General features: G+C 58.6%; 14 protein-coding genes. 2 read left to right on the top strand and 12 right to left on the bottom strand.

What is annotated here, in order from left to right; all coding sequences use genetic code 11:
* Positions 1–44: 44 nt before the first annotated feature.
* Positions 45–407: an ATP-dependent Clp protease adapter ClpS gene (clpS, locus tag KKO72_RS12820; protein ID WP_078363265.1), complete on the bottom strand. Its 363-nt coding sequence runs from the start codon at positions 405–407 to the stop codon at positions 45–47.
* A 36-nt stretch (positions 408–443) separates the two neighbouring features.
* Positions 444–1,439, bottom strand: a complete 996-nt coding sequence (locus tag KKO72_RS12825; protein WP_214938864.1) for a tRNA-dihydrouridine synthase — start codon at positions 1,437–1,439, stop codon at positions 444–446.
* A 173-nt stretch (positions 1,440–1,612) separates the two neighbouring features.
* On the opposite strand from KKO72_RS12825, the gene KKO72_RS12830 reads away from it, so the two are divergent.
* Complete coding sequence (locus KKO72_RS12830) at positions 1,613–2,083, top strand: SRPBCC family protein (RefSeq protein ID WP_214938835.1); 471 nt, start codon at positions 1,613–1,615, stop codon at positions 2,081–2,083.
* 135 nt (positions 2,084–2,218) lie between these two features.
* On the opposite strand, the gene KKO72_RS12835 is transcribed toward KKO72_RS12830, so the two are convergent.
* On the bottom strand, positions 2,219–4,189 hold the full coding sequence (locus KKO72_RS12835) for a type VI secretion system Vgr family protein (RefSeq protein WP_214938837.1): 1,971 nt from the start codon (positions 4,187–4,189) through the stop codon (positions 2,219–2,221).
* Between the two features lie 311 nt (positions 4,190–4,500).
* Between KKO72_RS12835 and KKO72_RS12840 the strand changes: the two genes are divergently transcribed.
* Entirely contained in the window at positions 4,501–5,619 is a 1,119-nt protein-coding gene (locus tag KKO72_RS12840; protein ID WP_214938839.1) for a beta-ketoacyl-ACP synthase III, read from the top strand.
* A gap of 3 nt (positions 5,620–5,622) precedes the next feature.
* Here the strand turns inward: KKO72_RS12840 and KKO72_RS12845 are convergent, their stop codons facing one another.
* From KKO72_RS12845 to KKO72_RS12885, 9 genes are all read right to left on the bottom strand, one after another.
* Positions 5,623–6,153 carry a GNAT family N-acetyltransferase gene (locus KKO72_RS12845; RefSeq protein WP_214938841.1) on the bottom strand — a complete coding sequence of 177 codons (531 nt, stop codon included), beginning with the start codon at positions 6,151–6,153 and terminating at the stop codon, positions 5,623–5,625.
* 199 nt (positions 6,154–6,352) lie between these two features.
* Complete coding sequence (locus KKO72_RS12850; RefSeq protein ID WP_214938843.1) at positions 6,353–6,913, bottom strand: hypothetical protein; 561 nt, start codon at positions 6,911–6,913, stop codon at positions 6,353–6,355.
* Between the two features lie 10 nt (positions 6,914–6,923).
* Complete coding sequence (locus tag KKO72_RS12855; protein ID WP_214938845.1) at positions 6,924–7,658, bottom strand: alpha/beta hydrolase; 735 nt, start codon at positions 7,656–7,658, stop codon at positions 6,924–6,926.
* Positions 7,659–7,824: 166 nt separating this feature from the next.
* On the bottom strand, positions 7,825–8,439 hold the full coding sequence (locus KKO72_RS12860) for a LysE family translocator (RefSeq protein WP_214938847.1): 615 nt from the start codon (positions 8,437–8,439) through the stop codon (positions 7,825–7,827).
* A 50-nt stretch (positions 8,440–8,489) separates the two neighbouring features.
* The gene (locus KKO72_RS12865; RefSeq protein WP_214938849.1) at positions 8,490–8,879 is read right to left on the bottom strand and encodes a hypothetical protein; all 390 of its coding nucleotides are present in this window, start codon (positions 8,877–8,879) and stop codon (positions 8,490–8,492) included.
* Between the two features lie 56 nt (positions 8,880–8,935).
* Positions 8,936–9,523, bottom strand: coding sequence for a hypothetical protein (locus KKO72_RS12870; protein WP_214938851.1), 588 nt, complete (start codon positions 9,521–9,523; stop codon positions 8,936–8,938).
* A gap of 410 nt (positions 9,524–9,933) precedes the next feature.
* Complete coding sequence (locus KKO72_RS12875; protein ID WP_214938853.1) at positions 9,934–10,572, bottom strand: hypothetical protein; 639 nt, start codon at positions 10,570–10,572, stop codon at positions 9,934–9,936.
* Positions 10,573–10,580: 8 nt separating this feature from the next.
* On the bottom strand, positions 10,581–11,003 hold the full coding sequence (locus KKO72_RS12880) for a PH domain-containing protein (RefSeq protein WP_214938855.1): 423 nt from the start codon (positions 11,001–11,003) through the stop codon (positions 10,581–10,583).
* 56 nt (positions 11,004–11,059) lie between these two features.
* Positions 11,060–11,425 (bottom strand): DUF2513 domain-containing protein, encoded by a 366-nt coding sequence (locus KKO72_RS12885; protein WP_214938857.1) that lies wholly within the window; start codon positions 11,423–11,425, stop codon positions 11,060–11,062.
* Positions 11,426–11,852: the final 427 nt, after the last annotated feature.

Consider the following 11,852-nt stretch of genomic DNA (forward strand, 5'->3'; position numbering starts at 1 on the left):
TAATCTGATTTGAAATCAGGGCGGCTCTACAAGGATTCAGATGCTCAGGAATCCAACGGTTCTGCGACACACTGCAAGGGATGCCCCGCTTTGTTGGCTGCATCCAGTACCTGACTCACCTTGGTGGCCGCCACGTCGCGCGAGTAAACGCCACAGACGCCTCGGCCATCGAGGTGAATCTTCAGCATGATCTGGGTCGCTGTTTCCAGATCCTTGCCGAAATACTCTTGAATCACAATCACCACAAACTCCATCGGTGTGTAGTCGTCATTGAGCATGACCACCTGGTAGAGCTTGGGCGGCTTGGTTTTCTGGGTCCGACGCTCCAGCACCACCGTGCCGTCTGAGTCGTCCACTTCAGGTTTGACAGGGCGTTGCGGAATAATTTTCGGTATTTTGGTGCTCATGAATTCATTTTATCGAGCCGCCTCTGATGCTGCAGACTACTGTGACATGGCGCCAGCAATGCAAAATTCAAGCCCACCCATCTGCTTTGCCAGCCAAGCGTCCACATCCGCCGGGTGGTGAAAGGTCTTGACTGCCTCAAACGCCAGCTGTGCCTGCGGATAGACCCGGCGCAACAGGTTAAGCCATTGCTTGAGCCGCCCGGTCTGCTGATCACGCCGCAGATGCAAGCCCACCAGCTGCCAGAAGTCGGCTATCAAAGGCAGCAATTGCTCCCAGGGCAACACCATGTCCGCGTTTGAACCCGGCTCCAGATGGCCTGCGCCGTGTGGCGTCTGGGCGGCCAGAATCTCCAGCGCCAAGCCCGGATTGGCCACGATGCCACGCCCAAGCATCAAGCTATGGCAACCACTGGCCAGACGGCAGGCTTGGGCGTCGGCAGCGGTCCAGATCTCACCATTGGCCACCAGCGGCAACTTCACCACCTGGCGGATGTCTCCTACTCGCTCCCAATACGCCGGTGGGCGGTAACCATCCACTTTGGTGCGTGCATGCACCACCAGCTCGCTGGCACCTGCCGCCTCAATGGCCTGCGCACAGGCTTCAGCCCGGCTGTCGTCCTTGAGACCCAGGCGCATCTTGGCCGACACCGGCTGCTGCGCAGGCACCGCCCGGCGCACCTCGGACACAATTTTGAACAGCAACTCGGGCTCGTCCAGCAAGGCTGCGCCGCCTCGGTGCCGGTTCACCACTGGCGAGGGGCAGCCAAAGTTCAGGTCAACACCATTCGGCCCCATGGCCGCCAGACGCGCGGCGTTGTCGGCCAGACAAATCGGGTCAGAACCCAGCAACTGCGGGCGTACCGGCACACCTGAGCGAGTCTGGCTGCCGTGCAGCAACTCGGGCATCAGGCGCTCAAACACGCGCTCTGGCAACAAGGTGTCGGTGATACGGATGAACTCGGAGACACAGCGCTGCACCCCGCCCACACGGGTCAGGATGTCACGCAGCACAAAGTCCAGCAGCCCCTCCATCGGGGCCAGAAGCAAGATTGGGGAGTCGTTAGGCAGATTTGGCACGGGGCAGATTGTGGCGGCAATTGAGCCCGCCGCCAGCACACACAGCGGGCTATCATTTGCACTGCTCTGGTGCGCTGGTGGATGTGAACATCGCCGCCACTGGCAGATCACCTTTTTGGGAGACAACGATGGCCATCACTGTCAAGCTGGATCTGGGTTACGAATTTGCCGTCAAGGCGGCCTATCACACCGTGTTTGAGCTGCTGTCCGATGTGCCCAAGTCCGCCAGCCACTTTCCCAAGCTGGACAAGTTGGTGGACCTGAGTGACAACGTGTACCGCTGGGAGATGGCCAAAATTGGCGTGGCCAAGTTTGTGCTGCAGACCATTTATGCCTCCAAATATGTGAGCAACCCGGCCAAGGGCTCGGTCATCTGGACTCCGGTGGCCGATGAAGGCAACGCCCTGGTGTCGGGCAGCTGGAAGATCGTCGACAAAAAAACGTCTACCCATTTGACGCTGAAAATCCAGGGCGAGGTGACCATGCCCCTGCCCAGCCTGGTCAAGATGGTGGTGGTGCCCGCAGTGCAGGCCGAGTTTGAGAAACTGGTGGAACAGTACATCGCCAACCTTACCCAAAAATTCGGTGGTGAGGTCTGAAAGCCACAACGGCATCTTTATTTGCTATCTAATAAGTAGCAAATTGCGCATTTACAACAAGGGCTAACGGCCAAAAAGATCAAAACTCTGATCATGGCCGTCCGGCGATCGCCAGCTCGCTCGTCGTCCGCTTTGTCAGTTCTGCAGGATTTTCGAGCCCTTCATGACCAGGTCGCCGCTCGCCTTGACATTGATCTTGCCTGCGCTCTCGATCGTGATGTTCTGGCCCTTGATCTGAATCGTCCCGTCCTTCTTCATCACGATGCTGGCGCTGCCGGTCTTGATGGTGACCGAATCACCCGCTTCGATGACCAGATTCTTGCCAACCGTCAGCGTGTCACTCTCAGCCACCGATGTACTGCGGCCCTTGGCAACGGTGCTGGTTTGCGCACCACCAACCACCTCGCTCAGATTGGCCCCCACAGTGACGGATTGTGAGGCGCCAACACTGACAGTTTGCGAAGCCCCGACCGCGACCACCTGCGACGCACCAATGGTGAGGCTATGGTTGCTGCCAACAGTGATCATCTCGTTGTGGTCAACCTTGTGCGTCCGGTCGTGGCCAACCCAGTGTGTTTCGTCGTTCTCGACCTCGATGTCCTGGTTTTTCTCGGCATGTATCCAGAGCTGCTCGCTGCCTTTTTTGTCCTCGAACCGGATGGCATTGGCGTTGGCGCTTGATCCACCCTGGGTCGAGCGCGTCAGAACACCACTCTGCGTTTTGTTGGCTGGCAGCTCCCAGGGCGGCATCTGATCGGCGTTGTAGACCCGGCCTGTGATGATCGGTTGATCCGGGTCCCCTTCCAGAAAGTCAACAATCACCTCCTGGCCGATGCGTGGAATCGTGACCATGCCCCAGGCCTTGCCGGCCATCGGGTGTGAGATGCGAACCCAGCAGGAGCTGTTGTCGTTCTTTTTGCCATAACGGTCCCAATGGAACTGCACCTTGACCCGGCCGTATTTGTCGGTGTGGATGTCTTCACCAGCAGGCCCCACCACGATGGCCGTCTGCGGCCCCTGCACCAGTGGCCTGGGTGTTGTCCGTCGCGGTCGAAACGGCTGCTTGCTGCTAAGCACAGTGAACCGGCAGACACAGCTGTCACCTGCCGCCACGCCGCCATCCTGGTCGCCCGAACTCAGCTTGTAGATCGTCGACAGCACCAGGTACTCCTGATTCTGATCAGCCTGAGGCTGTCCACCCAGCGTGAACAGCGCCCCGACCGAAAGGCCACGCACATTGCTTTCACCGTGAACCACGTCGACAGAAGTCTGCAACTCTTCCATGCGAGTCCGAGCCAGCCGGTTACCATCTGCCGAGGAGAGATGGTCCCCCGGGTAGTCATAAACCTCGTAGTCAGCCAGCACATGGTCTGCCGACATCTTTGAAGACACCGCGAGTTCGGTACTCGGGTGTTCAAAGTCGAAGGCATCGGTCTCGTACCTGCCCGGCTGGATTTCGAAGGCATGGCCCCACTGACTGACGTATTCCTGGTCGGGGCGCACCGGTTCGGCCGACCCCTTGAAGAGCAGCTTGTCGTAGCCTTTGGTTGGTGCGTGTGCACTGTACGCATCCGCCAGCACCAGGGTATGGCGCCCTTCTGCGTGGATGAAAAAGTAGTAAATGCCTTCCTGCTCCATCAGGCGGCTGACGAAGTTGAAGTCGCTCTCGCGGTATTGCACGCAGTAGCTGTGTTTGCGGTAACTGTTGGAAAGTGCAAGCCGGGTGTCCGCCACCTTGTGATCGGCAAACACCTGCAGGACGATTTCCGGCACGGTCTTGTCCTGGAAGATGCGGCAGTCCGCCGTGCGGGTCAGCAGCCACAGCCAGGGGCGCACCGTGGCATGGTAGGCGTAGAACTTACCGCGCGTGCCCATCTGCTGAAAACGCGTCACGTAGCCGTTGAAGTACCGGTAGCAACCCCCCTTGAGTTCGTGCTTGAGCGTTAGGCGCTGGCCCAGTATTTTGGCGGCGCTGATGCCCGCCTGCGCGCTGAGCATGTCCACCTCGAACACACTGGGTCGGGACAACTCCTCGCGCGCCGTCAGGTGCTGAAACACAAAGGCGTCTTTTCCGAGTGATGAGACGATGTCCATCAAGCTAGGCATGCTGAAACCTCCTTTGAGACCCGTTGCAAGCTATTCACCGGCGTGCTGGTCACATGGCATGGGTGTGGAACCCAGCTGCATTGGCTTGGCCCCCCAGCCAACCAGAACGACCCGGCCATGATCATCATTCTGCCGCACCCAGGCGGGCTTGCACCAGCGACACCGTTGGCATCTGAACCCGCAGGCCAGCTCTCCCTGGCTGACTGACATGGCCGTTGAAGGAATGCAACAGCGGGGCCTGCTGCAGGTTCGATAATGGCGGGTGGCCAAGTGCCCTCCAGACTTGCGCTCCCTTTCAGAAAGACCCTTTCATGCACCGCGTTTGTATCAGCAGCACCGGGCTTTATGTGCCCCCCCACATCATCAGCAACGCCGAACTGGTGGACACCTTCAACCGATATGCCGACCTGCATAACACTGAACACGCTGCTGACATAGCAGCAGGCAAGCTAGCAGCGGTGCCTCACTCCAGCGTGGAGTTCATTGAAAAGGCGTCCGGCATCCAGCAGCGTTATGTGGTGGACAAAGCCGGTGTGCTCGACCCCACACGCATGCGCCCGCGCCTGACGCGTCGGCCAGACTCAGAAATCTCATTGATGGCCGAGATCAGCGTGGCCGCTGCGCAAGACTCCTTGCAGCGTGCTGGCAAAACCGCCGCCGATGTGGACGGGGTGATCTGCGCTGCCGCCAACATGCAGCGCGCCTACCCGGCCATGGCGATCGAGATCCAGCAGGCGCTGGGCATCCAGGGTTTTGGCTTTGACATGAACGTGGCCTGCTCCTCGGCCACCTTCGGCATCGAGATGGCGGTCAACGCGGTGCGTAGCGGCTCAGCGCGTGCGGTGCTGGTAGTCAACCCTGAAATCACCTCACCCCACCTGGCCTGGAAGGACCGCGACTGCCACTTCATCTTTGGCGACGTTTGCACCGCGATCCTCGTGGAGCGACAAGACTCCGCCCCGGCAGGTGCGTTTGAGGTGCTGGGCACCAAGCTGGTTACCTCGTTTTCCAACAACATCCGCAACAACGCCGGGTTCATGTCGCGCTCGGAAGACCGCAACCCCGACGACCGCGACCAGCTGTTCTACCAGGAAGGCCGCAAGGTGTTCAAGGAGGTCTGCCCAATGGCTGCCGAGCACATTAGCAACCATCTGGCCACGCTGGACCTGGCCCCCAGCGGGGTGCGCCGTTTCTGGCTGCACCAAGCCAATCTGGCGATGAACCAACTGATCAGCCGGCGCCTGCTTGGGCGCGACGCCACAGCAGACGATGCACCGGTGATCTTGAATGAATTTGCCAACACCGCCTCGGCCGGGTCCATCATCGCTTTCCACCGCCACCAGGCAGACATTGCCGCTGGTGAGGTGGGGGTGATCTGCTCGTTTGGTGCGGGGTACTCGATTGGCAGCGTGGTGGTACGCCGCCTCTGAGTTTTACTTCAGGTCGCGCTTGAAGCGGATCTCTTCGATCCGCGTCAGGCCCACCAGCACCGTTTTGATGCTGGTCATTTCGCGTTTGTAACCGGCCATGTCGAAGAAGCGCAGCGCACGCTCGTAACCCAGCGGCACCCAGGCGGTGACCTTGGTGCAGCCTTCTTCGATCAATGCGTCGCGCGCGGCGTCCCACAGCGCCAAGCCCACGCCCTGCCCCCAGTGGCTCGGGCGGGCGTACATGGACCAGATTTCTCCCATGGTGGCCGGTGTTTTGGGGTCGCGTGAGCGATCAAAACCGACAAAACCCACTACATCACCCTCGGCCACCGCCACCAGCACCTGCGGGTCGGCGAACTCGATGGCTTCGCGCCAGTAGGCCTGGCTCTTTTTCAGGGAATCAAACTCCGGCATCGGCTCGCCGGGAAACTGCGCCTTGAACGCGGCCTGGGCGGCAGCGGCCTGGATTTCGGCAATCACTTTGGCGTCGCGCTCTTTGGCGGGACGGACTTCAACTTCAATAGGTTCAGACATGCAAAAAAAGGCCGGGCAACAACCCGGCAAAGTATCAAAAAGGAGCTGGATTGTCGCTGTTCGCGCGCAGGCTGGCGGCAGAGCCCCCTGGCAGCCTGCACCTGCAAACCCGTTTGCTACAACTCAGATAGCTATTGAACCTTTTACAACAAGGGCTATAAGCCCAAACAACCCATGAATCTGATCACCAATCCGGTGCTCAGGCCCACGGCTTCCACCAGCGGGCTTTGGGCTGCAGGTCGAGCAATTCGTCAAACGGCGTGTTATCCAGCACCGGGTTGGACTCGTCGTGGCGAAAGCCGGTGAGTTCTTTGGCCAGTATCAGCGGCACATCCATGTGGAAGTGGCCTTCAAGGCTTTCGCTGTCCTCGGGCTGCGCTGTGGCCAGCAAGCCATGGAACCGCTGCGGCACCTGGCCCTGGCAAGACATGTTCTCGGGGTCAACGTCGCCCTGGTGTTCAACACGCCAGATCATCTGGCCGTCCTGCCAAAGCGCGGTCGACGCGTAGTTGACATGTTCTTCCAACGCGCAGGCCACCAAGCGGCAACCCGCTGACAGCGTCGACAAGCTTGGCGGCAAACCAATACGGTGGTCACACCGACCAGCCATCACCAAGAACCAGTCTGCCAACAAGCCATGGCTGGCGATGCCCTTGAACGGGTAACTGCAAGTGTTGCCGGTGTGTTTGAGACCCAGCCGTGACAAAGCGTCTTCGGCAGAAAGCCCTTGCACCGCAACCCAGCTTAAAGAAACACCCATGGTGTATGGCTCAGGTTGGGGATCTGTGACTACCCTGCTGGCACAGCGCGGCGATAGCAGCGTAAGCGTCTTCACGGGCCTGTGGCTCGCGCGCATAGTGCTCGCTGAGTTGGTGGCCAGCCCGGTGGATGATGTGGTGCTGACGGCTGGCGCTCTTGCTGGCACAGGTCAGGTAGGTGTGCGGAATCTCGGGCGGTACCACGCAGTCTTCTTCGGCCGATATCACCAGCAGGTGGCCGGTGTAATCGGCCACCAGGTCAAACGCATCCGAATCCACCCAACTGTCGGGTGTACGCAGGATCTGGCTGAACTGCGGGCCAAACGGCACCTGGTAGGCCTGGGTGGCATAAGCCGCCGGAATGGCCAGACACAGGCGCGGCACGCCAAGTTGGGCAGCGGCCTTGACTGCCACGTAGGCCCCCATGCTGAAACCCACCAGCGCCAGCGCCTCGGGCACCAGCCCCTGCGACTGAACAACGGCAATCACCTGCTGCACCCGCTCCTCCAGCGTGGTGCCCAACTGGGCGCCCCCGGTGCGGCCATGCCCCACCGCATCAAAAGCGATGGTCTCGATGTGGCGGGCATGCAAAAAGCGGCGCAGTTCGCCAAACCCCTCGGCGGCTGAGGTGCCACCACCATGCAAGATCAGCGCCGTGTGGCTGGCACCTAGCGGCGTCCAGCGGCTGCCATGCAGCAACGCGCCCTGGAACGGCACCTGAAAGTCAAGATGATCCCCGCTCAGCATGGCGGGTTTTGGTTTGAACGGCGACACAGGCAAGCGGTGGAGCCTGCAAAAATACTATCTAAAACATAGCTCATGGTGCTGATTGGATAAGGGCTACAGGCAAAAATACCATCTATTGATCTTGCCCCGACTTTACACGGACCAGGGTGCCCGGCAGAACTGCCCATCACGGCTCGCTGGTCGCCAGCCTGGCACCCAGGGCGGTAAACACCGCCGCAAAGCTGTAACGCATCCAGCGCTGCACACGCTGCGACTCAATCACAAGCTCTCGAAACACATGCGCAATCAAGCCGTAGACCACAAAAACACCAAACGTCATGGCCATGAACACTGCACTGAGCACCAGCATCTGCACCAGAGGCGCGGGCCCTGTGGCTTGCACAAACTGTGGCAAAAAGGCCAGGAAGAAGATCGTCAACTTCGGGTTCAGAATGTTCAGCAAAAACGCCTTGGTCACCAGGCCCGTGGCCGAGGTTTTGGCCATGCTGCCATCCACCGCAAAAGCGGCCTTGTCCCGCCAAGTGGCATACGCCACATACAACAGGTAAGCCACCCCGGCGTACTTCAACACCTGAAACCCCAACGCACTGGTGTGCATCACAGCCGTCAGGCCCAGAATAGTTGCCAACAGGTGCGGCACGATCCCGGCGGTGCACCCCAAAGCCGCATACACGCTGGCCTTGCGGCCCTGCACCAGGCCGGTAGATACCGTGTAGACCACCCCCGTGCCGGGGATCAGCACAACGATCAGGGAGGTGATCAGAAACTCAAGGGAGATCATGTGTTTGTAGCATCAGGTGGGTGGAACATGGCTGCGTCTGGACTGTCGTGTCAGGGATTGATCACAATGGTTTTTTCTTGCGCACCAGACTGTGGTGGGCCAAAACGCAACTGGGCTTGAGCACCACGCATGAAGGGCGTCTTGTCAAGTATCGGCTTGATCACCGCAAAGAGCCTGTCGGCATGCGGGCCGTACATGAAGAGATAGCCGTCGCTGCCATCCACGTTCACTTCGTTGCCGTCCAATTCACCCGCACCTGCCGAGAGCATGGCCTTCTCAAGCTCATCTTCCAGCGCAAAGAGTTTGGTCAGATCTTTCGATCCATAAGCGAAATGAACCACAACGGCGTGGTCATTCTTAGGCGCAGCGGCTTGTTCGGCGCCAGCGCCCGTGGCCGCTGCCATGCCCATCAACACACCCAACCTGTGCAAAAGCTTCATCGTGACTCCTCCATAAAACCCAAGTGGCGCTGCGATTGACCCTGGCGCAGATAGCATCAATTGATGGCAGTGGAGGGGTTGACCAGAGTCGCACTCAAGGCGGCCTGCACCTGTGCGATGCGTCGCTCGGCCTCTTCGGTGCTGAGGGCACGCTGCTCTGCCAGCCAGCGGAACTTGCCCACCTCTCGGTCGAGGCCATTGTCCAGGTTGATATCGCCGTACAAAGCCAGCAGCTGGCTTTTTTTGCGTGACTGGATTTCGTCAATGATCTGATCATGGCTTTTGGCATCCTGGATGACCCAGACGCTGCCACGTTCAGCGGAAAAAACGGTGTAGGTGACCTTGCTCAAGTGGGCCCACAACAGACAAGCCAAGCCCAGCAGCAGCCAAAACCCGGTTCCGCTCAAAGACCTGGCGCTGACCAGTGCGTAGCCCACCTGCACCAGACCCAGGACCGCCCATAAAAACCCAACATTTCTGAGCCACATATTCTGCTCAATACGCGTCGAGGATTTGAGGGGAAAGTCGGCGTAGACCATGTCGACATCACCCGATCCGGACTTGTCACGGTAGGCGAAATTGAAGCTGTCTGCACCAAAGGTGAAGGTATGCCGATTGGAGAGCTTCTTCTGTTCTATCTTCATGGCCGGTCACTCATGGGTAGGAAATGGAAGGGATGATGCCAGACGCCGGGTTGTACCACCACCCTCAGAGCACCCAACAAGAGAGTTACATCAAAAAGTGACTCCAGCCCTTATTTCAAAAGGGCTAGGTGCTCCATAAACAGAAGCAGACCATGGCAACTTCAAGCATTGGCTGGCGCCGCATCCCAACATATTCTCAGCGGTGCAGCCCGGTTTGGGTATCCCCCGTTTGGGGGAAATTGGCAAAAAACCGCTGCGCCCAGGAGTGCACATCAGGTCAAGCAGCGCGCCGCTGTGCTGGCACCGCGTCACAGGCCACACATCTCTTCGGCATAAGCGGCTCCCTGCATGCTGGCGCCAGTCAAAACGCAAAGGGCTTCGGGCAGGGCTGGCAGATGCGGCCGCCGACCTCAACGCGCCGGTTGATGGGTATGCAGCGAGTAGGCCAGGTCCATACGATCCACATCGTCGATGGACATGATGGGTGCGTACATCAGGTCAGCCGGGTCGCTGCTGCGTTTCCAGCCCATGCGCATTTCACCCACGATGCGCAGCAGCATCTTGGCCACGCGCGCACCCACCACCTCGTTGCTAGCCGGTGTACCGTTGTTGGTGTAGAGCAGGCGCGCAATCGACAACACCGAGGTGTTGGCCATCGGGCTGTGGCTGGAGTACTGGAAGCGGAAGTTGCGGCTTTTGGAGTTGATGTCGTGGTCAGTCAGCACGATGTAGTAGGTTCTGGGCGACACCTCTCGCAACATGCGGCCAACACGAGCCCCCAGGGGAAAGTAGTCCTCGGCCGGATACTGGTTGGTGCCCGCAAACGGCTCGATGCCATCGGATGGCGCCCACATGGTTGCCTTGATCCACAGGCCAGTTGCCTTGCTTAGCGCTCGGGCAATCTCACCCACGGCATCCACTGAAACGCCATCGGTGGGGATGATGTAAACATTGACCGCATCGGCTGGGCTGGCCTGAGGCAGGTCCAGGTTCTGCGCGTGTGCGGTGAAGCACACGGGGAAAGCTAGGAGCAGGTGGCGGCGGTGCATGAGGCGGCTCAGGCAAGGCTACTGGCAAATTCCTGCGCTTCAATAAACGCTTTGCGAAACTTCATGGGCTCGGCGATGCCGTCAACCGTTGCCTGAGGAAGACCGCCACCCGAGATGGCCAAGGTACCAAAATCGAGCATACGGCCCAAAACACCCTGATCCACCTGAATGCTCTCGACCTTGTTGAGGTTCATTTCAATGGTCCGGCGCCTGATGAAACCATGTTTAACAATGATCCGCCGGTTGGTGATAGCCAGCTCTGTAGTTTTGAATTCAATGAATGCGGAAACGAGAAGCAGCAAGCCCAAGCCAAACAAGGGCGTCAAAAGGACACCAAACACAATCAAATGCCATACAGACCACAGGCTGACACGCCCAGAATGGACGAGCTTCTCGTTGGTGACGAGTGCATCTTCAACATAACTTGCCATGTGCTGTTCCCCTGATGGTCGATTGATTGTTCATATGTTGGGATGCGCACGGACAGCTAAGAGAGGCCAAGTTGACTTTTCGCCGTCGCTACGAGTAGTTCTTTCATGAGGTCAAAGCTCAAGGAACCACCCACTGACTTTGCTTTTTCCTTGGCAGATGACCAAATCGAGTTGCTTCGTGCGGCCTCAATGAAATCATGTCCTTTCCAAGTGACGCTGATAAGTAAGGCTGTTGGACTCGTGCCGTCCAGTGTGGAAGAGTCCGCAGCTTCGACAAGACCTGCTTGTTGCATCAAATAAATGTGGTGACCAATTTGGTCCTCTGTGTAACCATTGAGTTTCGGGTTGCTATTCGCGTAGCCATTCTCGTGAGATGTGGCGTCTAAAAGGATCTGCCGGACCAGATCAATATCTCGCTTCATTTACTCATTCCTTGCGAATTGCTACAGATCGGAGAATGGGCCTTAGCTACTTCCCCCCATTCTCAGCGGCCCTGAGCAGTTTGAGTAGCCCCCGTTTGGGGGTGATTGGCAAATAAACCACTTCCATCAACAACCTTTGGGAGTTGAGAACTCGATGCGTTTTGGCTTCTTATCCGAGGGCAACAGCCACTCGCCAGCAGGGAAGGTTTTGGGGTGGCGGCCGATTTGGCTGCGCCAAAACTCCGTTTTCTGGGCCTTTGACAGTATGAGGCCGCAGCCCCAATGCCGCCCCTGCCACCCACCGAAGCAGTTCGGGCCACGCAATTGGTTCTGGTGGACGCACCGAAGCGGTAAGGAAACTACAAAAAAGATAGTAAAAAACCCTTATTCAACAATGACCAGAGGCCAAAAAGTCATGCAACACCCC

The organism is Rhodoferax sp. U11-2br, from assembly GCF_018619435.1.
Lineage (GTDB): Bacteria > Pseudomonadota > Gammaproteobacteria > Burkholderiales > Burkholderiaceae_C > Rhodoferax.

What these genes read in the sequence shown, in the direction of transcription:
- KKO72_RS12825 (WP_214938864.1), bottom strand. Translation starts at nt 1,439, where the DNA reads ATGGAGGGGCTGCTGGACTTTGTGCTGCGTGACATCCTGACCCGTGTG.
- KKO72_RS12880 (WP_214938855.1), bottom strand. Translation starts at nt 11,003, where the DNA reads ATGGCAAGTTATGTTGAAGATGCACTCGTCACCAACGAGAAGCTCGTC.
- KKO72_RS12845 (WP_214938841.1), bottom strand. Translation starts at nt 6,153, where the DNA reads ATGTCTGAACCTATTGAAGTTGAAGTCCGTCCCGCCAAAGAGCGCGAC.
- KKO72_RS12840 (WP_214938839.1), top strand. Translation starts at nt 4,501, where the DNA reads ATGCACCGCGTTTGTATCAGCAGCACCGGGCTTTATGTGCCCCCCCAC.
- KKO72_RS12855 (WP_214938845.1), bottom strand. Translation starts at nt 7,658, where the DNA reads ATGCTGAGCGGGGATCATCTTGACTTTCAGGTGCCGTTCCAGGGCGCG.
- KKO72_RS12835 (WP_214938837.1), bottom strand. Translation starts at nt 4,189, where the DNA reads ATGCCTAGCTTGATGGACATCGTCTCATCACTCGGAAAAGACGCCTTT.
- KKO72_RS12850 (WP_214938843.1), bottom strand. Translation starts at nt 6,913, where the DNA reads ATGGGTGTTTCTTTAAGCTGGGTTGCGGTGCAAGGGCTTTCTGCCGAA.
- KKO72_RS12875 (WP_214938853.1), bottom strand. Translation starts at nt 10,572, where the DNA reads ATGCACCGCCGCCACCTGCTCCTAGCTTTCCCCGTGTGCTTCACCGCA.
- KKO72_RS12885 (WP_214938857.1), bottom strand. Translation starts at nt 11,425, where the DNA reads ATGAAGCGAGATATTGATCTGGTCCGGCAGATCCTTTTAGACGCCACA.
- KKO72_RS12830 (WP_214938835.1), top strand. Translation starts at nt 1,613, where the DNA reads ATGGCCATCACTGTCAAGCTGGATCTGGGTTACGAATTTGCCGTCAAG.
- clpS (WP_078363265.1), bottom strand. Translation starts at nt 407, where the DNA reads ATGAGCACCAAAATACCGAAAATTATTCCGCAACGCCCTGTCAAACCT.
- KKO72_RS12865 (WP_214938849.1), bottom strand. Translation starts at nt 8,879, where the DNA reads ATGAAGCTTTTGCACAGGTTGGGTGTGTTGATGGGCATGGCAGCGGCC.
- KKO72_RS12860 (WP_214938847.1), bottom strand. Translation starts at nt 8,439, where the DNA reads ATGATCTCCCTTGAGTTTCTGATCACCTCCCTGATCGTTGTGCTGATC.
- KKO72_RS12870 (WP_214938851.1), bottom strand. Translation starts at nt 9,523, where the DNA reads ATGAAGATAGAACAGAAGAAGCTCTCCAATCGGCATACCTTCACCTTT.